At 72.4% G+C, this 20,879-nt stretch carries 17 protein-coding genes and 3 pseudogenes; 8 read left to right on the top strand and 12 right to left on the bottom strand.

Annotation, left to right across the window (positions count from 1 at the left end):
- Positions 1-34: 34 nt before the first annotated feature.
- Positions 35-1,597: an alpha/beta hydrolase gene (locus LN251_RS19665; protein ID WP_458245552.1), complete on the top strand. Its 1,563-nt coding sequence runs from the start codon at positions 35-37 to the stop codon at positions 1,595-1,597.
- A 107-nt stretch (positions 1,598-1,704) separates the two neighbouring features.
- Here LN251_RS19665 and moeZ read toward each other — a convergent pair whose 3' ends face one another.
- The 10 genes and pseudogenes from moeZ to LN251_RS19615 form a co-directional block, all read right to left on the bottom strand.
- Positions 1,705-2,883, bottom strand: a complete 1,179-nt coding sequence (gene moeZ / locus LN251_RS19660; RefSeq protein WP_458245551.1) for an adenylyltransferase/sulfurtransferase MoeZ — start codon at positions 2,881-2,883, stop codon at positions 1,705-1,707.
- A gap of 63 nt (positions 2,884-2,946) precedes the next feature.
- Entirely contained in the window at positions 2,947-3,696 is a 750-nt protein-coding gene (locus tag LN251_RS19655; RefSeq protein WP_458245550.1) for a spherulation-specific family 4 protein, read from the bottom strand.
- Entirely contained in the window at positions 3,684-4,646 is a 963-nt protein-coding gene (locus LN251_RS19650) for an NAD-dependent epimerase/dehydratase family protein (RefSeq protein ID WP_058923374.1), read from the bottom strand. The genes LN251_RS19655 and LN251_RS19650 overlap by 13 nt, the downstream gene beginning before the upstream one ends.
- 304 nt (positions 4,647-4,950) lie before the next feature.
- On the bottom strand, positions 4,951-6,186 hold the full coding sequence (locus tag LN251_RS19645) for a hypothetical protein (protein ID WP_458245549.1): 1,236 nt from the start codon (positions 6,184-6,186) through the stop codon (positions 4,951-4,953).
- Positions 6,183-7,877 carry a DUF3492 domain-containing protein gene (locus LN251_RS19640; RefSeq protein WP_458245548.1) on the bottom strand — a complete coding sequence of 565 codons (1,695 nt, stop codon included), beginning with the start codon at positions 7,875-7,877 and terminating at the stop codon, positions 6,183-6,185. Before LN251_RS19640 ends, LN251_RS19645 begins: the two co-directional genes overlap by 4 nt.
- 190 nt (positions 7,878-8,067) lie before the next feature.
- A pseudogene (locus LN251_RS19635) lies at positions 8,068-8,791 on the bottom strand (ATP-binding cassette domain-containing protein); the annotation flags it as partial.
- Between the two features lies 1 nt (position 8,792).
- Positions 8,793-9,355 (bottom strand): annotated as a pseudogene (locus LN251_RS19630) (ABC transporter substrate-binding protein); the annotation flags it as partial.
- A 153-nt stretch (positions 9,356-9,508) separates the two neighbouring features.
- Positions 9,509-9,601, bottom strand: coding sequence for an Ms4533A family Cys-rich leader peptide (locus tag LN251_RS19625; protein WP_458245547.1), 93 nt, complete (start codon positions 9,599-9,601; stop codon positions 9,509-9,511).
- 56 nt (positions 9,602-9,657) lie between these two features.
- Positions 9,658-11,205, bottom strand: a complete 1,548-nt coding sequence (locus tag LN251_RS19620) for a DUF3152 domain-containing protein (RefSeq protein ID WP_458245546.1) — start codon at positions 11,203-11,205, stop codon at positions 9,658-9,660.
- 7 nt (positions 11,206-11,212) lie between these two features.
- Complete coding sequence (locus LN251_RS19615; RefSeq protein WP_458245545.1) at positions 11,213-12,262, bottom strand: alpha/beta fold hydrolase; 1,050 nt, start codon at positions 12,260-12,262, stop codon at positions 11,213-11,215.
- 173 nt (positions 12,263-12,435) lie between these two features.
- Here LN251_RS19615 and LN251_RS19610 point away from each other — a divergent pair, with 173 nt between their 5' ends.
- The 4 genes from LN251_RS19610 (at position 12,436) to LN251_RS19595 (ending at position 14,422) form a co-directional block, all read left to right on the top strand.
- Positions 12,436-12,660, top strand: coding sequence for a hypothetical protein (locus LN251_RS19610; RefSeq protein ID WP_458245544.1), 225 nt, complete (start codon positions 12,436-12,438; stop codon positions 12,658-12,660).
- Between the two features lie 205 nt (positions 12,661-12,865).
- Positions 12,866-13,510, top strand: a complete 645-nt coding sequence (locus tag LN251_RS19605; protein ID WP_058923384.1) for a TetR/AcrR family transcriptional regulator — start codon at positions 12,866-12,868, stop codon at positions 13,508-13,510.
- Between the two features lie 198 nt (positions 13,511-13,708).
- Positions 13,709-13,936 carry a DUF3107 domain-containing protein gene (locus LN251_RS19600; RefSeq protein ID WP_058923385.1) on the top strand — a complete coding sequence of 76 codons (228 nt, stop codon included), beginning with the start codon at positions 13,709-13,711 and terminating at the stop codon, positions 13,934-13,936.
- Positions 13,937-14,152: 216 nt separating this feature from the next.
- Positions 14,153-14,422 carry a hypothetical protein gene (locus LN251_RS19595; protein ID WP_142147309.1) on the top strand — a complete coding sequence of 90 codons (270 nt, stop codon included), beginning with the start codon at positions 14,153-14,155 and terminating at the stop codon, positions 14,420-14,422.
- Positions 14,423-14,485: 63 nt separating this feature from the next.
- On the opposite strand, the gene LN251_RS19590 is transcribed toward LN251_RS19595, so the two are convergent.
- Positions 14,486-15,223, bottom strand: coding sequence for a ferritin-like fold-containing protein (locus LN251_RS19590; RefSeq protein WP_458245543.1), 738 nt, complete (start codon positions 15,221-15,223; stop codon positions 14,486-14,488).
- Between the two features lie 470 nt (positions 15,224-15,693).
- Here LN251_RS19590 and LN251_RS19585 point away from each other — a divergent pair, with 470 nt between their 5' ends.
- Positions 15,694-18,459: a DEAD/DEAH box helicase gene (locus LN251_RS19585; protein WP_458245542.1), complete on the top strand. Its 2,766-nt coding sequence runs from the start codon at positions 15,694-15,696 to the stop codon at positions 18,457-18,459.
- A 184-nt stretch (positions 18,460-18,643) separates the two neighbouring features.
- The gene (locus LN251_RS19580) at positions 18,644-19,522 is read left to right on the top strand and encodes an alpha/beta fold hydrolase (RefSeq protein WP_458245541.1); all 879 of its coding nucleotides are present in this window, start codon (positions 18,644-18,646) and stop codon (positions 19,520-19,522) included.
- A 42-nt stretch (positions 19,523-19,564) separates the two neighbouring features.
- Here LN251_RS19580 and LN251_RS19575 read toward each other — a convergent pair.
- Positions 19,565-20,459, bottom strand: a pseudogene (locus tag LN251_RS19575) (NYN domain-containing protein).
- A 182-nt stretch (positions 20,460-20,641) separates the two neighbouring features.
- Between LN251_RS19575 and LN251_RS19570 the strand changes: the two are divergent.
- Positions 20,642-20,794, top strand: a complete 153-nt coding sequence (locus LN251_RS19570; RefSeq protein ID WP_458245540.1) for a hypothetical protein — start codon at positions 20,642-20,644, stop codon at positions 20,792-20,794.
- Positions 20,795-20,879: the final 85 nt, after the last annotated feature.

The raw sequence follows: 20,879 nt of genomic DNA, 5'->3' as shown, positions 1-20,879 counted from the left end.
GCTCGATGCGGACGGCCTGTCAGGGGGGACGCACATGGCGCGACTCGCACGGTGGACGGCTTTCGGAGCCGCCGCCGCACTGCTGGTGGCGGGCTGCAGCGGCGGCTCGTCGTCCGACGGCGGCGAGGGCAAGGACGGGTCGAGCACGAGCCCGGCGGCCTCGCCCTCGACCGGCTTGTCCGGTACGACCGCCGCTCTGCCCTCCTCCCTGACCGGGCAGAAGCTCGCCTGGGGGCGCTGCAAGGCGACCGCGGACGCGACGGCACCGGGCAGCGACTGGCAGTGCGCGACGCTCAAGGTGCCGCTGGACTGGTCCAAGCCGGACGGCGGGACGATCGGGCTGGCACTGATCCGCGAGAAGGCCCGCGGGGGCAAGCGCCTCGGATCGCTGCTGTTCAACTTCGGCGGCCCCGGCGGCTCGGGCGTCTCGACGATGCCGCAGTACGCGGCCACCGTGTCCCTGCTGCGCGAGCGCTACGACCTGGTCAGCTGGGATCCGCGCGGAGTCGCCGCCAGCGAGGGGGTGCGCTGCCGCGGCGACAAGGCGATCCAGGCGGCCGAGGACATCGACGCCACACCCGACACCCCGGCCGAGGAGAACGCGTACTTCCAGGACGCCGTCGCCTTCGGCAAGGGCTGCCAGAAGGCCGCCGGAAAGCTCCTGGCCCACGTGTCGACGACCGACACCGCCCGCGACATGGACCTGATGCGCCAGGTGCTCGGCGACTCGAAGATGCACTACTTCGGCATCTCCTACGGCACGGAGCTCGGCGGCGTCTACGCCCATCTCTTCCCGAAGAACGCCGGACGGCTCGTCCTCGACGCTGTCGTCGACCCCGGCGCGGACTCGGTCGGGCACGCGGAGAACCAGACCCGGGGCTTCCAGCGGGCGCTGGACGACTACCTGAAGTCCACGGGCCAGGACCCCGCGCAGGGCACGCGCAAGATCGCGAACCTGGTGAAGCGGCTCGACGCGCACCCGCTGCCGACCTCCTCCGGGCGCAAGCTGACGCAGACCCTCGCCCTCACCGGCATCGTCCTGCCCCTCTACAGCAAGTCGGGCTGGCCGACGCTGACCAGCGCCCTCGACTCCGCGGAGCGGGGCGACGGCACGGAACTGCTCACGCTGGCCGACGGCTACAACGAGCGGGACTCCTCGGGGCACTACGGCACGACGACCCACTCCCAACGGGTCATATCGTGCCTGGACGACAAGCAGCGGCCCACCGCCGAGCAGACGAAGAAGCTGCTGCCGACGTTCGAGAAGATCTCTCCCGTGTTCGGGGCCTTCCTCGGCTGGGACACGGCCGGCTGGTGCTACGACTGGCCGGTGGCCGGGCAGTACGACACCCCGGAGGTGAGCGCGCCCGGCGCGGCGCCGGTCCTGGTGGTCGGCAACACGGGCGACCCGGCGACGCCGTACGAGGGCGCCAGGAAGATGGCCGACGAACTGGGCAAGGGTGTCGGGGTGGAACTCACCTGGAAGGGCGAGGGGCACGGGGCGTACGGCAACGGGAGCGACTGCGTCGACTCGACGGTGAACGCCTATCTGCTGGACGGAAGGGCGCCGAGGGACGGGAAGGTCTGCTCGCGGTAGGTCGCGCGGCGGGCCTCGGGGGCGTGGGGGGGCGGGCAAGGGAAAGGGGCCCGGCATCTGTGGTGCCGAGCCCCTTTCGGAAAACGGTGTATTGCTTGGTGCGGCTCCTAGTAGACCGGCTTGTGTGGCTCGATCTGGTTGACCCAGCCGATCACGCCGCCGCCGACGTGCACGGCGTCGGAGAAGCCCGCGGACTTCAGGACCGCGAGGACTTCCGCACTGCGGACACCCGTCTTGCAATGCAGGACGATCTTCTTGTCCTGCGGGAGGGTCTCCAGGGCGGTACCCATGAGGAACTCGTTCTTGGGGATCAGCTTGGCGCCGGGGATCGACACGATCTCGTACTCGTTGATCTCGCGGACGTCGATGATCTCGAGGTTCTCGCCGTCGTCGATCCACTCCTTGAGCTGCTTCGGAGTGATCGTCGAGCCGGCCGCCGCCTCCTGGGCCTCCTCGGACACGACGCCGCAGAAGGCCTCGTAGTCGATGAGCTCGGTGACGGTCGGGTTCTCGCCGCAGACGGCGCAGTTCGGGTCCTTGCGGACCTTGACCTGGCGGTACTGCATCTCCAGGGCGTCGTAGATCATCAGCCGGCCGACCAGCGGCTCGCCGATGCCCGCGAGGAGCTTGATGGCCTCGTTGACCTGGATGGAACCGATGGACGCGCACAGCACGCCCAGCACGCCGCCCTCGGCGCAGGAGGGGACCATGCCCGGCGGCGGGGGCTCCGGGTAGAGGCAGCGGTAGCAGGGGCCGTGCTCGGACCAGAAGACGGAGGCCTGGCCGTCGAAGCGGTAGATCGAACCCCACACGTACGGCTTGTTCAGCAGCACGCACGCGTCGTTGACCAGGTAGCGGGTCGCGAAGTTGTCCGTGCCGTCGACGATCAGGTCGTACTGGCTGAAGATGTCCATCACGTTGTCGGCCTCGAGCCGCTCCTCGTGAAGGATCACGTCCACGTACGGGTTGATGCCCTTGACGGTGTCGCAGGCGGACTCGGCCTTGGAGCGGCCGATGTCGGACTGGCTGTGGATGATCTGGCGCTGCAGGTTCGACTCGTCGACCTCGTCGAACTCCACGATGCCGAGGGTGCCGACACCCGCGGCGGCCAGGTACATCAGCGCCGGCGAGCCCAGGCCGCCGGCGCCCACACAGAGCACCTTGGCGTTCTTCAGCCGCTTCTGCCCGTCCATCCCGACGTCGGGGATGATCAGGTGGCGGGAGTACCTGCGGACCTCGTCTACGGTGAGCTCAGAGGCTGGCTCGACCAGGGGTGGCAGCGACACGGGGACTCCGTTGGTCGGTCAATCAGTACGGTTGTTCTCCCTGTAACAGTGCCACGGCCTTTTTCATTCCGAGACACCCGTTCCGATCCGCGAGACGATGTCGTCCCAGTAGCCGGGCATGGTCTCCCAGGGGTCGGTGCGTCCGCCGCGGTCCGTGTGATCCGTGAAGTAGATCGTCGAGGCGCCCTGCCAGCGGGCGATGCGGAGCGCCTCGTCGAGGTGCGGGCCCGGGACCCCGTGCACGAAGTGGCAGAAGCGGTCGGGCGGGTAGTCCGCGGTCCACTCGGCCACCTGCGACCAGCGGTAGTCGCTCCACGGCCCCGAGAAGGTCACCAACTGGTCGGCCGCCTCCGCGTAGCCCGGGTAGGGATGGGTGCCGTGGCCGAGCACGATGTGGGCGTCGTCACGGACGGCGCGGAGCGTGGTGACCGCGCGGCGGATCTCGGGCAGCGAGGTGCGCTCGGTGGGGCAGCGGTCCAGGAGGAAGCCGTCGACCCGGTACCAGTCGATGTAGCGGTGCGCGTCGGAGATCAGCTCTCCGAAGGTGCGGGCGCCGAAGGTGGCGTCGAGGTGACCGAGGACGCGCACGCCCGCGTTGCGCAGACGGCCGGCCGCCTCCAGGCAGTGCGGGTCCGGGCGGCTGCCGGGGCCGTCGGCGACGTTCAGGACGACCCAGTGCAGGGGTGTCCCGGGGCGGGTCAGCTCCGACCACTCGGTGGGGGCGACGAGAGGGTGCGCGTAGCCGGGGATGCCGAAGCCGGTGCGGAACGCCGTGCTCGGGGAGTACGTCGTGGTGCTGGTCAGATGCGGCATGCCGCCTCCATCCAGATGTCGGCGAGGGACTCTTCGAGGTTGATCCGGGGCCGCCAGCCGAGCCGGTCGCGTGCGGTGCGCACGTCGGCCTGCTGCCAGCTGCCGCAGCCGTCGGGGTACGACGGGTACGCGACGGGGGCAGGATGGTCGGAATCGCCGCGCGGGTGGCCGATCGGGGCGCGCAGCGGGCCGGGCGGGCCGTCGAGCTCGTGGAGGGCGCCGCCGTACCCGGCCACGCGGGCGAGGGTGGCGGCGGCGTCGCGCAGGCGGACGGCGCGGCCGGAGCCGATGTTGATGACGCCTTGCGCGGCGGAGAGGCTCGCGGCGTGGACGGCTCGGGCCACGTCGCGTACGTCGACGAAGTCGCGCTGGGCGCCCAGGCCCGCGAGCTTGAGTTCGCCGTCGCCGGACTGCATGGCTCGGCGCATGGCCTCCGCGAGGCGGCCGAGGGGGGAACCGGCCGGGGTGCCGGGGCCGGCAGGAGAGAAGACGCGCAGGACGACCGCGTCCAGGCCGGAACCGAGGACGAGTTCGGTGGCGGCGAGTTTGCTCACGCCGTACGGGCCGCCGGGGCGTGGGATCGCGTCCTCGGCCGTGGAGGAGCCGGGTTGGCTGGGGCCGTACTCGGCGCCACAGCCGATCTGCACCAGACGGGCGCCGCAGCCGCTGCGGCGCAGGGCCTCGCAGACTGTGGCGACGGCGACGGTGTTGTGCCGGGTGAGTTCGCGGGCGCCGCCGCGGGTGGCTCCGGCGCAGTTGATGACGACGCCCGGGTGCACCGCGTCGAGGAAGCGGGTGAGGGCGCCGGGGCTGCCGGACGCGAGGTCGAACCGGACGTCGGCGTCGTCGCCGCGGCCGAGGGCGGTGAGCTGGACGGCCGGGTCGGCGAGGAGGCGGTCGGCGACGAAGCGGCCGAGGTAGCCGTTGGCTCCGATCAGCAGGACTCTCATCGGGCGGCTCCTTGGGCGCCGTCATGGGTGGGGTGGGCGGTGGTCATCTGTGGTGCTCCTTCGAGGCGGTGGCCTCCGGGCGGGTGCGCCGGGATGCCTGCGGCGCCTGTGCGACTTCGGTGGTGGTGCGCGGGGCGCCTGGGGATCGGTGGGTGGGTCGGGGCCGCGCCGGGGGGTGTCCGTCCTCGGCCGGGCGGTGCTGTCGGCCGTGCGGTGCTGTGTCTTGACGGCCGGCACTGCGGGTGGGCACCACCCGGCGCGGCCCCTTCTCCCCGTACGCGGCTGCCGCCTGGGCGGGAGCGGCTCAGCACCGGGGCTCCGGTGGGGTGTGGGCCGAGGCCCTGGTGAGGGTGCGGCTCGCGTGGAGCAGGAGGACCAGAGCCGCGGTGGTGCAGGTGATGATCGGGACGCTTGCCGGTCCCCAGGTGTCGGCCAGGGTTTGCACGGGGGTGGCGAGGAGGTCGCAGCCGGGGAGGCGGGCGGCGAAGACCGTGGCCGTGGCCGTGGCTTCGGTGGCGGCCGTCGCCATGAGGGCGGTGGCCGGGGCGTGGGTGAAGCCGTGGGTCGTGAGGAGGCGGGCGAGGAGCAGGAGGGCGCCCAGGGGAAGCGTGCGTGCGTAGGGCGCGGGTGCGTCCAGGATTTCGCCGGTCAGGGCCAGGAGGGCCGTCAGGGCACCCAGGTAGAGCGTGAGTGTGGTGAGGATCAGGGGGCGTACGGCGGTGGAGAAGTCGTCCAGCGCGCGACTGGTGGTCAGTCTGCGGTGGGCGCGGGTGGCCAGGAGGTGGGCCGTCCAGGCTGCGGGGGCACAGGACCAGGCGAGGGCCAGGAGGGGGGTCGGGGTGAGGGGCCAGGGGTCCGCGGTGGTGCCGGACGGCAGGGCGTCGGGGCCGCCGGTCAGGGCCGTCTGCAGGAGGCCGTCGCCGAGGAGGGCGTAGGCGAGCAGCCAGGCCGTCCAGACGCTGGTGACGGGGGTGTTCGGGGCGCGGTGGTGAGGTGGGGTGGTGAGGGGGCCTCGGGAAAGTGCTGCGCGTAGGGCCAGGGCGACGGTGAGGATGCCTGCGGCGGCGATCGCCGGGCGCGGCCGGCCCGCGGTGAGGTGCAGGGCCGTGACGGTCGCCGTGGCCAGCAGGCCGGGGAGGAGGGTGAGCACCGCCCAGTCGAGGCGTACGCGGGGGGCGTCCTCGGTGGTTTTGTGGTGGGCGGAGGGTTCGGCGTCCCTGGTGGCTCGGGCGAACATCTCCTCGGCCAGGGAGAAGACGTCGCGGTGGCGGAAGCGTGTCGCGGTGCGGTCGGTGATGCCGTGCGCCTCCAGGCCGGCCGCGATCTCCAGCGGGTTCACCGCCCGGTTGCAGAGGTCTTGGTGCCGGTGCATCAGCGCCTTCACGGGGTCGGCGGCTGTGCGGCGGGGAGTGGTGGGGGTTGGGGCGTTTGCGGGGGCGGTGGGTCGGGGTGGCTTCTTTTCGTTCGGCAGCCATTGCTGTGAGCGGTCGTCCCATGCGCCGGGGCTGTCCGGACGGTCCAGTTCTCCCAGGTCGCTCATCGTGCGGCCTCCGGGGCCGGGGTCGACGGGGTCGTGGCGCCCGTCGGTGCCTGCGTCGCCCAGCCGGGGGTGCTGCGGGCCACTACGCGGGGGCCGGCCCAGCGGCCCGGTACGTGGGCCTCGGCGGGGACGGCGAAGGGCAGGGGCTCTCCGGTGGCGTCGACGACGACCCGGCGCACCGGGGTGCGGGAGACGATCTCCAGGTAAATGCCGTGAAATGCCGTGGTGTTCTGCTCCACGGTGAACAGTTCGAGGGCACGCGCGCGTGCGGCCGCGCCCAAGCGCTCGCGGCGCGCGGGGTCGCGCAGCAGCGCCACGCACGCTTCGGCGAGGGCCCGCGGATTGCGGGGCGGTACGACGAGTCCGGTGCCGCCGATGACCTCCACGACCGCGCCGACGTCGGTGGAGACGGTCGCGCGGCCGCAGAGCATGGCCTCGACCAGGCTGACGGGGAAGCCCTCGACGACGCTGGAGAGAACCGTCACGCCACCGGCGGCGTACGCGTCGGCGGGGGCCGGCAGTTCCGGGCCGCCGATCTCGGTGAAGGAGACGGGGTTGTCGCCGACGGTGTGCGGGCCCTCGGCCTCGTCGGGGAAGAGCTGGGCGGCGAGGGCGCGGCAGTGGCCGAGGTAGGCCTCGCCCTCGGGGCCGGCCGGAGCGCCGATGATCCGCAGCCGGGTCTTGGGCTCCTCCTTGCGGATCTCGGCGAAGGCGTGCAGGAGCGACACCAGGTCCTTGGTCGGTTCCACGCGGCCTACCCAGACCAGCGTGTCGGGGTCCGCGCAGTCCGTGGACTCGCCGACCTCGGCGAAGGGGGTGGCGTCCATGCCGGGGTGGACCGTGCGGAGCTTGGCGCGGTCGGCGCCGCAGCGCTCCTGCCAGCGGCGGGCGTGCGCGTTGCCGGACGTCACGAGTGCCGCCCGGTCGTAGATCTCGGCGGCGAGCCTGCCGTGGAAGGCGGCGAGCAGGGAGCGTACGGCGGGCGGGGTGTCGGTGGCGGCGAGGTGGTGCGTGCGCAGCCGCACGCCGTACTCGGTCAGCAGCAGGGGGACGCCGAAGAAGTGGCGGGCGAGCAGGCCGGGCAGGGCCGCCGCGCCGCCGGAGGTGGCGTGGCACAGGTCGACGGCGCCGAGGTCGCCGTCCTGGTACCAGTCCAGGGAGAGGGGGCGCAGGGTGCGTTCGAGGTGCGCGGCGACGGCGAGCAGATCGGGTACGCGCGCCTCGCGGGCCGTCTGTTGTGCGCCGGGCGCGCGACAGGCGCGCTCCAGAGCACGTACGGCGCTTTCGGAGCGCAGTGCGCCCCCGAGGCCGCCCCCCTCGTCGCGGGCGAGTTCGGCGAGCCCGTACAGCGCGCTGCCGAAACGGTCCGCCTCAAGGGTCGACGTGGCCTCCGGGGAACCGGGCGCGCACAGGGCGGCGGCCAGCTCGCCGCAGCACTCGGCGAATCGCCGGCGTGCGCGCCGTCCGTACACGACGCCGTCGTCCCCGGCCGACCACAGCGGGGCGGTGCGCACCCGGCCGACGTGCGGGGGCAGGGGGATCCAGCCCTCGTCCTCCTGGCTCCGGCTGCTGCTGAGCGCGTAGACGTCGAACTCGTGCTGCTCGAGGACGCGCACCAGCCGGTCGCACCAGAGCCCGGCGTCACCGCTCACATACGGATAGCCACCCTCCGTAAGCAATCCGATGCGCACGTGCGCACCCCCGATCTCCCGTTTGGGGAGCCGCCGTTGACCCGGCGGCTCGCAGCGGGAAGAACGTATGCGGACAAGGCGGTGGCGCGATGGACGGTTGTCCATCGCGCCACCAAAAGGGGTGAACGGTCGTAACTTTCCCGTGCGAGTTGCGTTCGATCGCGCTACGAGATCACGCAGTCACGTTCTGTCAGAGGGCGGCCGGCTCGCGCCGGGCCGCCACCTCGGGGTCGAGTGCCGGTACGGCGGCCAGGAGTTGCCTGGTGTACGGGTCCCGGGGGCGGTCGTACACCTCGTCGGCGGGCCCGGACTCGACGATACGGCCTTGTTGCATCGCCGCGACCCGGTCGCTGACCCGGCGCACGACGGCGAGGTCGTGGGCGACGAAGCCGAGCGCCAGGCCGAGTTCGCGCTGGAGTTCGGCGAGCAGGGCGACGACCTGGGCCTGGGTGGTCACGTCCAGGGCCGAGACCGGCTCGTCGCAGACGATGACGCGCGGGTCGGCCGCGAGCGCCCGCGCGATGCCCACGCGCCGGCGCTGACCGCCGCTGAACTCGTGCGGGTAGCGGTCGTAGTGCACCCCTTCGAGCCCCACGCGCTCCAGCAGTTCCGTCACGCGCCCCTGATCCGCTGCTCGTCCCGCTCTCCCCGCGCGCGCAGCGGGTCGGCGATCGACTCGCCCACGCTGCGGCGCGGGTTGAGGGAGGAGACGGGGTCCTGGAAGACCATCTGGACGGCCGGACGCACGCCCACGCGCGTGTGGCCCTCGTGGCGGAGTCGAGGGCGGTGGTCGGCTCGTCGGCGATGAGCAGGTCCGGTTCGCAGGCGAGCGCCATGGCGATGAGCGCGCGCCGGCGCATGCCGCCGCTGAACTCGTGGGGGCGCGAGCGCGCCCGGCGAGGTGCGTCGGGTATGTGGCTTGTTCAGATGGAAGACGATGGTCCGGCTGTCCGGCGTCTCGATCGCGGACAGGCCCTTCTTGTCCTTGTACGGCCCCTGGTAGTCCGCGGCGCCGACCAGCCGGTCGCGCAGGTAGGGCGCGCCGCCGGAAAGTTCGGGCGCGAAGGAGCGCTCGATGCCGTACTTGATGTCGGCGGACGTGATCGCGGTGCCGTCCTCGTACTTCAGGCCCTTCTTGAGGGTACGGTGGCGCCCTCGCTGGGGCGTCCGGTGTCGGTGGCGAGGTCGGGGACGACCTTGGCGCCGGCCGCGCCGTTCTCGCGGTTGCGGGTGGTCAGGGTGCGGAAGACCAGGGAGGGGACGTTTCCGCCGCCGGAGGTGTACAGCCGCGCGGGGTCGAAGTCCGTCTGGGGCTCGGAGTTCAGGACCGTGAGGGTGCCACCCCTGTGCGGCGCGGAGTCGCCGGCGGAGCCCTTGGCATCGTTGCCCTTCGGTCCGCAGGCGGCGGCGCCCGCTGCCAGGACCAGGCCTACGGACGCCGCGGCCGCACGGCGCGCTATGTCGGACGGATGACACATCGGACGGACGACATCTCGAATGGTGAGACAGAGTGACGAGGAGTGAGATGAACACGCACGCACGTCTGACCGGGCGCCGGGTCGTCGAGAGCCGTGACGCAAGAGGTCACGGAAAAGAGGAAGGGTCGCGACGCGAACGCCTGAGGGCGGACGTCAGCGACAGAGGATGTCGGCCACGCAGAGCGGGGTCACGCCGATGAGCGTCAGCTCGAAGGCTGCGCATGCGGTGGCGTGGGGAGTCGACATGCCCAGAAATATGTATGCCTTTTCTGCGCATGTCAACGTGACTTCTGCGACGCCTGTCAACTCCGGGGAAACGGCCAGGGGTTGGGCAGGCAGTGGATCCCGTCGTGGTCGAGGAATTTCGTCTGCTGTTGCATGACGGGCGCGAGCTGGCCGCTCTTGCTGCAGGTGACGTGGCCGTAGCCGAGCCGGTGGCCGACCTCGTGGTTGATCAGCATCTGCCGGTAGGCATGGATGCGATCGCCGTAGGTCTTCGACCCCTGGGCCCATCTGTATGCGTTGATCATCACTCGTTCGGTGGACGCCGAGTCGCAGGAGACGTTGTCCTCGGTGGTGTCCAGGCCGGACTTGGCGCACCAGGTGGCCGTGGTCCCGGGGCTGGCGAGCGTGATGACGAAGTCGGGTTTGCCGGTGTCGACCCGCTCGAAGGTGCGGGCGCCGTCGTGAGCCCAGCTGCGGTCGTCGTTGAGCGTCTTCTGGACGGCCTCGGCGAAGAGGGCGCCGTCCAGCCCCAGTCCCCGTTCCACGTCGACGCGGTAGGTGTACTTCCGGCCCTTGCCGGGCGCCCGGTCGGTACCGGGGACCGCGTCGAACTTCCCCTGGCCCCGGAAGGTGGCGCCGAGCGCGTATTTCTCGCCCATCGCCTGCTCGTACGTCAGCGTGGCGACGCTGGGCGACGGCGACGCCGACGGCGTGGACCGCACGTCCCGCGCCTGGTCGGTGGCCGCCTGGGTGCCCACGGCTGTGTCGTCACGTCCGTGCGTGACCTGGCCCGCGACGACGACGGCCAGCACGGTGGTGACGGCGGCGGCCGCGATCCCGGTGAACGTCCGCCCCTTGGAGCCGGTGTTCTGCGCGGGGACGCCGGTGGGCGGCGCCTCGTCCTCGTCGGTCTCGGAGGGGACACCGACGCCGGTGCGGGGGGCCCGGTCCGCGGCGGAGGGGTACGGCTCGGCGGCGTGCGCGGTGCCCCCGGGGCGACGCGCGAAGACGTCGTCGGACTCGTCCTCCTCGCCGAAGGCGTCGAGGTAGTCCTGCCGGGGCCCGAAGCGGGGCTCCTGCCGCTGCCGCGGTATGGCGACACCGGGCCCGGCGGAAGGTCCACGCCCGGTGGAGGGTCCACGCCCAGCGGAGGGTCCGGTCCCGGTGGAGGGCCCGGTCCCGGTGGAGGGCCCGGTCCCGGTGGAGGGACCGTAAGAGGGTCCGCGTCCGGCGGGCGGTACGGGCCCACTTCCGCCCTGGCCTCTCAACTCTCCCCACCCGCCGCCGGGTTCACGCTGCTGGGGGTGCCCGCCACGGACCTGGGGTACCCCCCGGGCCGGCGTGCCGTCGGGGAAGCGGGGAACACCGCGAGCCGGTGTGCCGTCGGGGAGGCGAGGGATTCCGCGAGCCGGCGTGCCGTCGGCGTACCTGGGCGCGCCCCCGGCGGGTGTGCCGTCGGCGGGGCGGGAAACGCTCCGCGCCGGCGCGCCGTCCGGCCGCTGCGCCGTCCCGCGCTCCCGCGCTCCCGGCGGCTCCTGAGCGGCTCTGTTCCCGCGTCCGGCGCGCTCGCGCTCGGCCTCGCCCTTCGCCGCGGGAGCACTCCCGCGGCGGCTGTGGCGTCCCACTCGCCCCTCAGCTCCCCGTGCTCTCGGCAGCGGTCTCGTCCTCGCCGACGACGGCACCGCGACCAACGGAACCCCGTCCACGGGAGGTTACCCCGTCCGGCAACTGGCCGGTCTCTCCGAGCAGTTCGACGAAGGCACGGGCCACGGTGTCCGGGTACTCCATCATCGCCACGTGTCCCGCGTCCGGCATCGTCAGCAGGCGGGAGCCACGGTAGGCGCGGGCCGCCCTGCGGGCCATGCGGAAGCCGACGAGCTGGTCCCGGCCGCCGTAGACGAGCAGGGTGGGGGCGAGGACGCGTTCGGCCTGGCGCCACAGGCTGTGCTGGCCGCCCAGGGTGTAGGCGTTGACGATGCCGCGCGCGGAGCGGGCCATCGCGTCCCAGAAGTACGGCAGTTGCAGCCGCCGTTCCATCTCCTCGACGGCGTGGCGGAAGCCCTCCGGCGTCACCCGCCCGGGGTCGCCGTAGCACAGCGCCATGACGCCGGTGACCCGCTGTTCCGCCGTCCACTCCCGGGTGAGCCGGTAGAACAGCGCGGCCACGCCGGGCAGCGCGAGCAGCCCGGTGGGCACCGCGCTGCGCTGGACGCGGATCTCCGGGAGGGCCGGGGACACCAGGGTCAGGGTCCGCACCAGGTCGGGCCGCAGGGCCGCCACGCGCGTCGTCACCGCGCCGCCGAGCGAGTTGCCGAAGAGGTGCACGGGGCCGCGCCCGGCCGCGTCGAGGTGACGGATCACCGCGCGCGCGTGCCCGGTGACCGAGTAGTCGCCGTCGTCGGGCGGCGGCGAGTCGCCGAAGCCCGGCAGGTCGAGGGCCTCGCCGTCGACGACGCCCTCCAGCTCCTGCATCAGCGCCGACCAGTTCTGCGAGGAGCCGCCGAGGCCGTGGACGTAGAGCGCGGGCGGCAGGCCCTCGCGCGCGGGCGGCCGGGAGCGAATGGTGAGCGTGATTCCGGGCAACCCTACCGACCTGAGCCGCTCGCCCTCGGCGACCCTGACGGGCGCCACCTTGGGGAGAACGTTGATCGCCGGTACGGACGGCAGGTCGGTCGAGGACATGCGGCAATGTTACGAGACGATCACGTAGTGGTTCATGTGTTCGCCGTCACAGATGACACCAGGTGACCTGCGGATCGCATGGCGTCCGCATCGGGTGTTGCCTAGGCTCGTACAGAGGGCACCCGCTGTGGCCCCTGCTTCCCCCAGGGACATTCGTAGGAAGGGAGCCCACCATGAGCGTAGACCCCACCGATCCCGAGACATTCGCCGACGAAGAGGACCGCAAGGCATCGGAGTTCGACGTCGAGGCGCCGGAGAACGACGCCGCCGAACAGCAGGCGGACATCGCGCCGGACCAGGACGACCCGCTCGACGACGTCGACCCGGCCCGCGCGAACGAGGCGGACGTCGTCGAGCAGCGCCGCGTCGTCTCCCTCGACGAGGACGACTACCGCTGACGAGGCACACGCGTGCGCCCACGGGCGCCGCCGAGCAGGAAAGGAGCTCGCTCCTGCCCACTGTGAACCGGTCCGAAACCACCCGTCCGGCTTTCGTCGCCGTCCGGTCCGTGAAATTCTGCGCTCGCACCGCGCACACAGGGGTTACCCAAAAGTACGATGGCCGCGCGGCGCACACCGCATGTGGACGAAATTGGGAGGCGGCGTGACAGCCATCGAGCAGACAGAGGCGGCGCGCCCGAGGGGCACGCGCCTGCCGCGCCGAGCCCGACGGAACCAGCTGCTGGGCGCCGCCCAGGAAGTCTTCGTGGCGCAGGGCTACCACGCGGCCGCGATGGACGACATCGCCGAGCGCGCCGGCGTCAGCAAGCCGGTGCTCTACCAGCACTTCCCGGGCAAGCTCGACCTGTACCTGGCCCTGCTGGACCAGCACTGCGAGTCGCTGATCCAGGCGGTGCGCAGCGCGCTGGCGTCGACGACCGACAACAAGCAGCGCGTACGGGCGACCATGGACGCCTACTTCGCGTACGTCGAGGACGACGGCGGCGCGTTCCGCCTGGTCTTCGAGTCGGACCTGACGAACGAGCCCGCGGTGCGCGAGCGCGTCGACAAGGTCACGAACGAGTGCGCGGAGGCGATCTGCGACGTGATCGCCGAGGACACCGGTCTCTCGCGCGCGGAGTCGATGCTGCTGGCGTCCGGTCTCGGCGGACTGGCCCAGGTGGTGGCCCGCTCCTGGCTGCACAGCGACCGCAGTGTCCCGCGCGACCAGGCGGTGCAGCTGCTCACCTCGCTGGCGTGGCGCGGCATCGCGGGCTTCCCGCTGCACGGCACGGACCAGAACCACTGACCGGCACGCGCGCGTGGGCGCCGTACGGGACACCACGTCACCGAAGGCACGCACGCGCGCGTGAAGGTCGTTTGTTCCCTCGGCTGTTCGCTCCTGGCGTTCTCGCGCGGAACGTGTACGTCCCCTCACCGGGCTAATGTGTGCTGGGTACGGCGCGGATTGGTCGCGCACTTCACTGACCGTCGGAGGGACATAGCCGTGGAGGTCAAGATCGGCGTGCAGCACGCGCCCCGCGAGATCGTTCTGGAGAGCGGTCAGAGCGCCGAGGAGGTCGAGCGGATCGTGGCCGAGGCCCTGGCCGGGAAGTCGCAGCTGCTGAGCCTCGTGGACGAGCACGGCCGCAAGGTCCTCGTGCCGGCCGAGCGCCTCGCCTACGTCGAGCTCGGCGAGCCGGCCCCGCGCAAGGTGGGCTTCGGCGCGCTGTAGTCATACGCGACGAAAGGGCCCGGCGACCGTCCAGTCGCCGGGCCCTTTCGTGTTGCGCGAGACCGCCGCGACGACGGCCGCGGGCGGATTTCCTCCTCCACGGATGGAGCACGGGTCTCTCACAGGAGAGGATTGCATTCCGCAGGTCACGGGTATGACGGGCTACGACCGTGATACGCAGTGCGCGCTGTGTGGCCGTGTGGGAGGGACCCCATGATGTTGATCGAAGCACTCGGCTCCGCTCTGCTCGGTCTCGTGCTGGCGTGGACGGCGAACCGCCGCCTCGCGCACCGTCTGCCGGCCCGCTCCCTGGTCCTGGCGACCGGTGTCGCCGGAGCCCTCTTCGGCGCCTTCCTCACGCACAGCGCCTTCGACCCCGGCAACTCCCTGCTCGTCCTCATCGGTGCGGCGATCGTCTCGGCGGCGTCCCTGTCCCTCCTCCTACGCCCCGCGGGAAGACTCCGCCGGCGCCAGGCACCGGCATAGATCCTCCCGACGAAGGTCGGGACAGCGCCCCGTGAGGGGCGGCCCTGCCGTGAGCGGCGTGCGCTACGCGGCCAGTCCCAGCGCGGCCATCCGCTTGGTGTGCGCCTCGGTGATCCGCGAGAACATCCGCCCCACCTCGGCCAGGTCGAACCCGTCGGCGACCCCGCCGACGAGCATCGTGGACAGCGCGTCCCGGTCGGCGACGACCCGCTGCGACTGCGACAGCGCCTCACCCATCAACCGCCGTGCCCACAGGGCGAGTCGTCCGCCGACCCGCGGCTCGGCGTCGATGGCGGCGCGCACCTTCTCCACCGCGAAACCGGCGTGCCCCGTGTCGTCGAGGACGGCCAGGACCAGTTCGCGCGTGTCCGAATCGAGCCGCGCGGCGACCTCCCGGTAGAAGTCGCTGGCGATCGAGTCGCCGACGTACGCCTTGACCAGCCCCTCCAGCCAGTCCGAGGGGGCGGTCTGCTTGTGGAAGCCGTCCAGGGCGGCGACGAACGGCTCCATCGCCTCGGTGGGCTCCTCGCCGATCTCGGTCAGCCGGTTCCGCAGCCGCTCGAAGTGGTGGAACTCGGCCGACGCCATCTTCGCCAGCTCCGCCTTGTCCGCCAGCGTCGGCGCGAGCTTCGCGTCCTCCGCGAGCCGCTCGAACGCCGCGAGTTCGCCGTAGGCGAGCGCGCCGAGCAGGTCCACGACGGCGGCCCGGTACTGGGGTTCCGCGGAGGCCGTGGCCCAGTCCTGGGCCGCCACTCCGGTGTGCTCGGCGGGTGCGTCAGAGGTGTTGTCAGGCGTCGTCATGAAGCGCACAATAGTCGGCTCGCCGGGCTGGGGAAGGCCCTGGTCAATCAGTGTGATGACGGCTACGTGACCAAATCGGCCATCGCATGTGCGCGATTCCGGGGTACAGTGGTAATGCGCCTGCCGAGGTTTCGACAGGCTGCACGTATGAGGATGCCCGGTCGGTGGCCCGATCGGCTCCGACCCGACAGACCTCCAGACCGTACGGCACATCGCGTACGGCCTTCGGAGGGACACCCTCAGCGGTACGAGCGCTAGAGCGTCGGCAGTGGTCCCGTGCGTTACGGCAAGCCCGTAAGGCAGCCGACGTCCCCGGCACGGTCCGTCAAAGACCCCCCGCGCTCGCCTCGCACCGCGCACACAGAAGAGGCAGCACCCTGACTACGACGTTCAGAGATCTCGGAATCCTTGCCGAGACCGCCGAGGCCCTCGAGGCCGTCGGCATCATCAACCCCTTCCCCATCCAGGAGATGACCCTCCCCGTCGCCCTCTCCGGCACGGACGTCATCGGCCAGGCCAAGACCGGCACCGGCAAGACGCTGGGCTTCGGCCTCCCGCTCCTCGAGCGCGTCACCGTCCCCGCGGACGTGGAGGCGGGCCGCGCGAAGCCCGAGGACCTCACCGACACGCCGCAGGCGCTCGTCGTCGTCCCCACGCGCGAGCTGTGCACCCAGGTTACCAACGACCTGCTGACCGCGGGCAAGGTGCGCAATGTACGCGTCCTCGCCATCTACGGCGGCCGGGCCTACGAGCCCCAGGTCGAGGCCCTCAAGCAGGGCGTCGACGTGGTCGTCGGCACCCCGGGCCGGCTCCTGGACCTCGCGGGCCAGAAGAAGCTCAACCTCAGCCACGTCAAGGCGCTCGTCCTCGACGAGGCCGACGAGATGCTCGACCTCGGCTTCCTGCCCGACGTCGAGAAGATCATCAACCTGCTGCCGGTCCGCCGCCAGACCATGCTGTTCTCGGCGACCATGCCGGGCGCGGTCATCGGTCTCGCGCGCCGCTACATGTCGCAGCCCACGCACATCCGCGCCACCGCGCCGGACGACGAGGGCAAGACGGTCGCGAACACCGCGCAGTTCGTCTACCGCGCGCACAACATGGACAAGCCCGAGATGGTCGCGCGCATCCTGCAGGCCGAGGGCCGGGGCCTGGCCATGGTCTTCTGTCGTACGAAGCGCACCGCGGCCGACCTCGCCGACCAGCTCAAGCAGCGCGGCTTCGCCGCCGGAGCGGTCCACGGCGACCTCGGCCAGGGAGCCCGTGAGCAGGCGCTGCGCGCCTTCCGCAACGGCAAGGTGGACGTCCTCGTCTGCACCGACGTCGCCGCGCGCGGCATCGACGTCGAGGGCGTCACGCACGTCATCAACTACCAGTCGCCGGAAGAGGAGAAGACCTACCTGCACCGCATCGGCCGCACCGGCCGCGCGGGCAAGAAGGGCATCGCGATCACGCTGGTCGACTGGGACGACATCCCGCGCTGGCAGCTGATCAACAAGGCGCTGGAGCTGAACTTCAACGACCCGCCGGAGACGTACTCCACCTCCCCGCACCTCTACGAGGACTTGAGCATCCCCGCGGGCACCAAGGGTGTCCTGCCGCGTGCCGAGCGCACGCGCGCGGGTCTCGACGCGGAGGTGCTGGAGGACCTGGGCGAGACCGGTGGCCGCGGTGCGCGCGGTCGCGGTGGCCGGGGCGGCGACCGCGGTGGCCGGGACGAGTCCCGTTCCGCCGACCGCGAGCGTCCGGCGCGTACGCCGCGACGGCGCCGTCGTACGCGCGGCGGGGCGCTGCCGGACGGCACGGCCACGCCGGAGACGACGGCCGCGACCGAGGTCACCCCTGCCGAGGAGGCCACCGACGCGCGCACCCCGCGCCGTCGGCGCCGCACCCGCGGCGGGGCGCAGGAGCCGCTGACGGCCACGTCGACCGCTCCCGAGACCACGGAGGCCGCTCCGGCCGCCGAGTCCGCCGTGACGTCCGCCGAGGGCCCCGCCCTGGACACCACCGCCGAGTCCGCGGCCAAGCCGCGCCGCCGCCGCACCCGCAAGTCCGCGGAGCCGACGGTGGTTCCGGCGCAGACGGCCGTCGCCGAGACCCCGGCGCCGGCGGTCTCGGAGCCCGAGGCACCGGAGACCACGCCGCGCCGCCGCACCCGCAAGGCGACGGCGAGCCCGGAGACCGCGCTGGACACGGCCGAGTCGGCTCCGGAGGCAGTGGCGGAGACCACGCCGCGCCGCCGTAGCCGCAAGGCCGCGGCGAGCACGGAGACGGTCACCGAGGCTGCGGAGACCGCGGAGGCCAAGCCGCGTACCCGTACGCGCAAGGCCGCGGCCGCCGCGGAAGCCGCCGTCGACACGGCGGAAGCCGTCGAGGCCAAGCCGCGCCGCACCCGCAAGAAGGCCGCGGTCGCCGAGCCCCTCGCGGACACCGTGGAGGCGGCGGAGACCAAGCCCCGCACCCGCACGCGCAAGACCGCGGCTGCGGTGGAGGCCCCGGCCGAAGCGGCGGAAGCCACGGAGCCCAAGCCGCGCACGCGCACCCGCAAGGCCGCGGCCACCGCGGAGACCGCAGTCGACACGGCGGAAGCCGTCGAGGCCAAGCCGCGCCGCACCCGCAAGAAGGCCGCCGCGCCCGAGGTCTCGGCCGAGATCCCGGCGCAGGCCGCCGACGAGCCGGACGCCAAGCCGCGCACCCGCACCCGCAAGGCCGCGGTGGCGGCCGTCGAGACGGCGGAGGCCACCGAGGCCAAGCCGCGTACCCGTACGCGCAAGGCCACGGCGACCGCGGAGGCGGCCCTCGACGCAGCCGAGGGCACGGCGGCGAAGCCGCGCACCCGCAAGAAGGCCGCGGCGGCCGAGGTCCCGGCCGAGACCGCCGAGGCCACGCCCCGTCGGCGTACGCGCAAGGCCGCCGAGCCGGTCGAGGCCGTCACGGCGCCCGAGGCTCCCGAGGCCAAGCCGCGCACGCGCACCCGCAAGGTGGCGGCCGCCGCGGAGACCGCAGTCGACACGGCGGAAGCCGTGGAGGCCAAGCCGCGCCGCACCCGCAAGAAGGCTGCCGCTGCCGAGGTCTCGGCCGAGATCCCGGCTCAGGCGTCCGAGGAGCCCAAGCCCCGGACCCGCACCCGGAAGGCCGCGGCGTCCGCCGAGGCCCCCGCCGCCGCGCCCGAGGCCAAGCCCAGGACGCGCCGCACCCGCAAGGTGGCGGCCACCGCGGAGCCCACGGAGAGCTGACGCTCACCACCCGACGGCCCGGCCCCCACACGACGTGGGGGCCGGGCCTCGGCGTATCCACCCCTGCGGCAGCCCGCTCCCGGCATACCCCGGCACCCGCCCTGCCGCCCTGCCGCCCATGGCACCTGTCCCCTCCCCCGCCCGCTCCCCCGCCCCGTCACCCCGGCCGGATAACCTCACCCTTATGAGCAGGCCTCCGACCTTCACCCCGCCCCCCGGCGCTCGTGCGTACGCCCTGCATACGGGGCGCGGGGAGTTCGCCGTCGTGGACGCGCCCGTGGCAGACGGCGTTGCCGAGAGAGGCACCGCCCTGCTGCTTCCCGGTTTCACCGGCAGCAAGGAGGACTTCAACCCCCTGCACGCGCCCCTCGCGGCCCGTGGCTACCGGACCGTCGCCGTGGACGGCCGGGGGCAGTACGAGTCCGACGGCCCGGCGGACAACGAATCGGCGTACGCGCAGGAGGAGTTGGCGCGGGACGTCCTCGCGCAGGCCGCCGCTCTCGGCACGCCGCTCCACCTCGTGGGCCACTCCCTCGGAGGGCAGATCGCCCGGGCGGCCGTGCTGCTGGACCACTCCCCCTTCCGCTCGCTCACCCTCATGGCCTCGGGGCCGGCGCACATCTCCGCCTCCCAGCAGGAGCGGGTCAAGTTGCTCCGTGACGCCCTCGCCGTGATGTCGATGGCCGAGGTGTGGGAGGCGATCCAGGCCATGGAGGCACCCGAGGAGACCGACACCGGTGACCTCGACGCCGGTCTGGACGACCAGGAGGATCTGCGGCGCCGCTGGCTCGGCAACAAGCCCGCCCAACTCCTCGCCACCGGGCGCCAGTTGTGCGTGGAGCCGGACCGGGTGGCGGAACTGGCCGCCGTGCAGCTGCCCTTCCACGTCCTGTCGGGAGAGCGCGACGACACCTGGCCGGTGCCGCTGCTGGACGACATGGCCCGGCGGCTGCGCGCCCACCGCACGGTCGTCGAGGGCGCCGAGCACTCCCCGAACACCGACAGGCCCCTGGACACGGCCCGCGCGTTCGCCGACTTCTGGGACACCACGGACGCCGCCTGAGACATACGTTCGCGCGGGACCGCCGGCCGGGCGACGTACGCCCTAGTACTGCGTCTGCAGGTGGTCCCAGAACCCGTCCCGCAGCGCCCGCCGCAGGTCCGCCTGTCCGCGCAGCGAGTACTGCAGCAGGCCCTCCGCCTCCACCAGCAGGTCCTGGTCCACCGAGCCCGGCAGGTACGGGTGGCCGGGCAGCAGCTCGACCAGGGATTCGCGCCCCCGGGCCGCGAGCCACTTCGCCGCGATCTGCGCGCCGACGAAGCGGACGTTCTCCCGCGTCGGCCGGGTGGTGCCGGCCCTCGTAGGCGGGGGCGGTGCGCCGGGCGACGTAGGGCTTGAAGAACTCGAGGTCTAGGGTGCGCTGGCTGTCGACCTCCCACAGCAGGGGCTCGGCCTGGTTGCGGCCCTCGGGTGCCTCGATGCCCCACAGGTGGACCCGGGCGCCGTACCCCTGCGCCGCCTCGACCGCCGAGACCAGGTCCTCGTCGCCGCCCAGGAGCGCCGCGTCGCTGATCGCGCGGTGCCGGGCGAGGGACTCGAGGTCGGTTCGGATGAGTGAGTCGACGCCCTTCTGCTGGTTGTTGGCGTTGAGGTTGCCCAGCCGGACCTTGACGTCCGGCAGCTCCGCGATCGACTGCTGCTCGGCGGTGTGGATGCGGCGCCGCGCACCGTCGTACCAGTAGACGCGCAGCAGCCGGCTGTCCGCGAAGATCGTGCGGGCGCGGTCGATGAGGGCCTCGATCAGGCCCTCGGCGTCGAGGTCGAAGGCGCGGCGGTCCTCCGTTCCGGCGACCAGGCGCCCCGCGGCCGCGTACAGGTATCCCGCGTCGACGAAGATCGCATGCGTCGAGGGCGTCTTCGCCACCTCGGCGAGCATGCGCTGCAGCAGCTCGTTGGTGCGGTCGATGCGGGCGGTGAGGGCCGCGAGGTCGTCGTTCATCACCATCATTGTCCCGGCGGTCACGCTGTGAACACAACCGGTCCCGATCCGTCTCCTAGTGCTGTCTCGGCGATCCCTTACCGGCTAGTAGTTAGTCGTTCGAAAAATTTCCTTAGCGTAGGGAATGTTTGTAACACGCAGCCCGTTGACTGAATCAGAACCACGCGACGAAGGGAGAGGCCATGCGCTTCGAAATCATGCGACTCGACGAGGTCGACGGAACGCCCGTGGACAGCACCGTCGTGGACGCCGCCTCCGTCAATCGGATCGTCCAGCAGGCCGCCGCCATCGGGCAGCGACTCTGGATCCGGCCGGCCGAGACCGCCGCCTTGTAAGAGGCACGGCGACTGACGACCTAACACGAAGAGAACCGAAGAGACACGCGAAGAGACGTGAACGGACACTGACGCGGATCACCGC

The sequence above is a fragment of the Streptomyces sp. MAI_2237 genome, from assembly GCF_054189285.1.
This window is presented reverse-complemented; position numbering and strand designations above follow the sequence as displayed.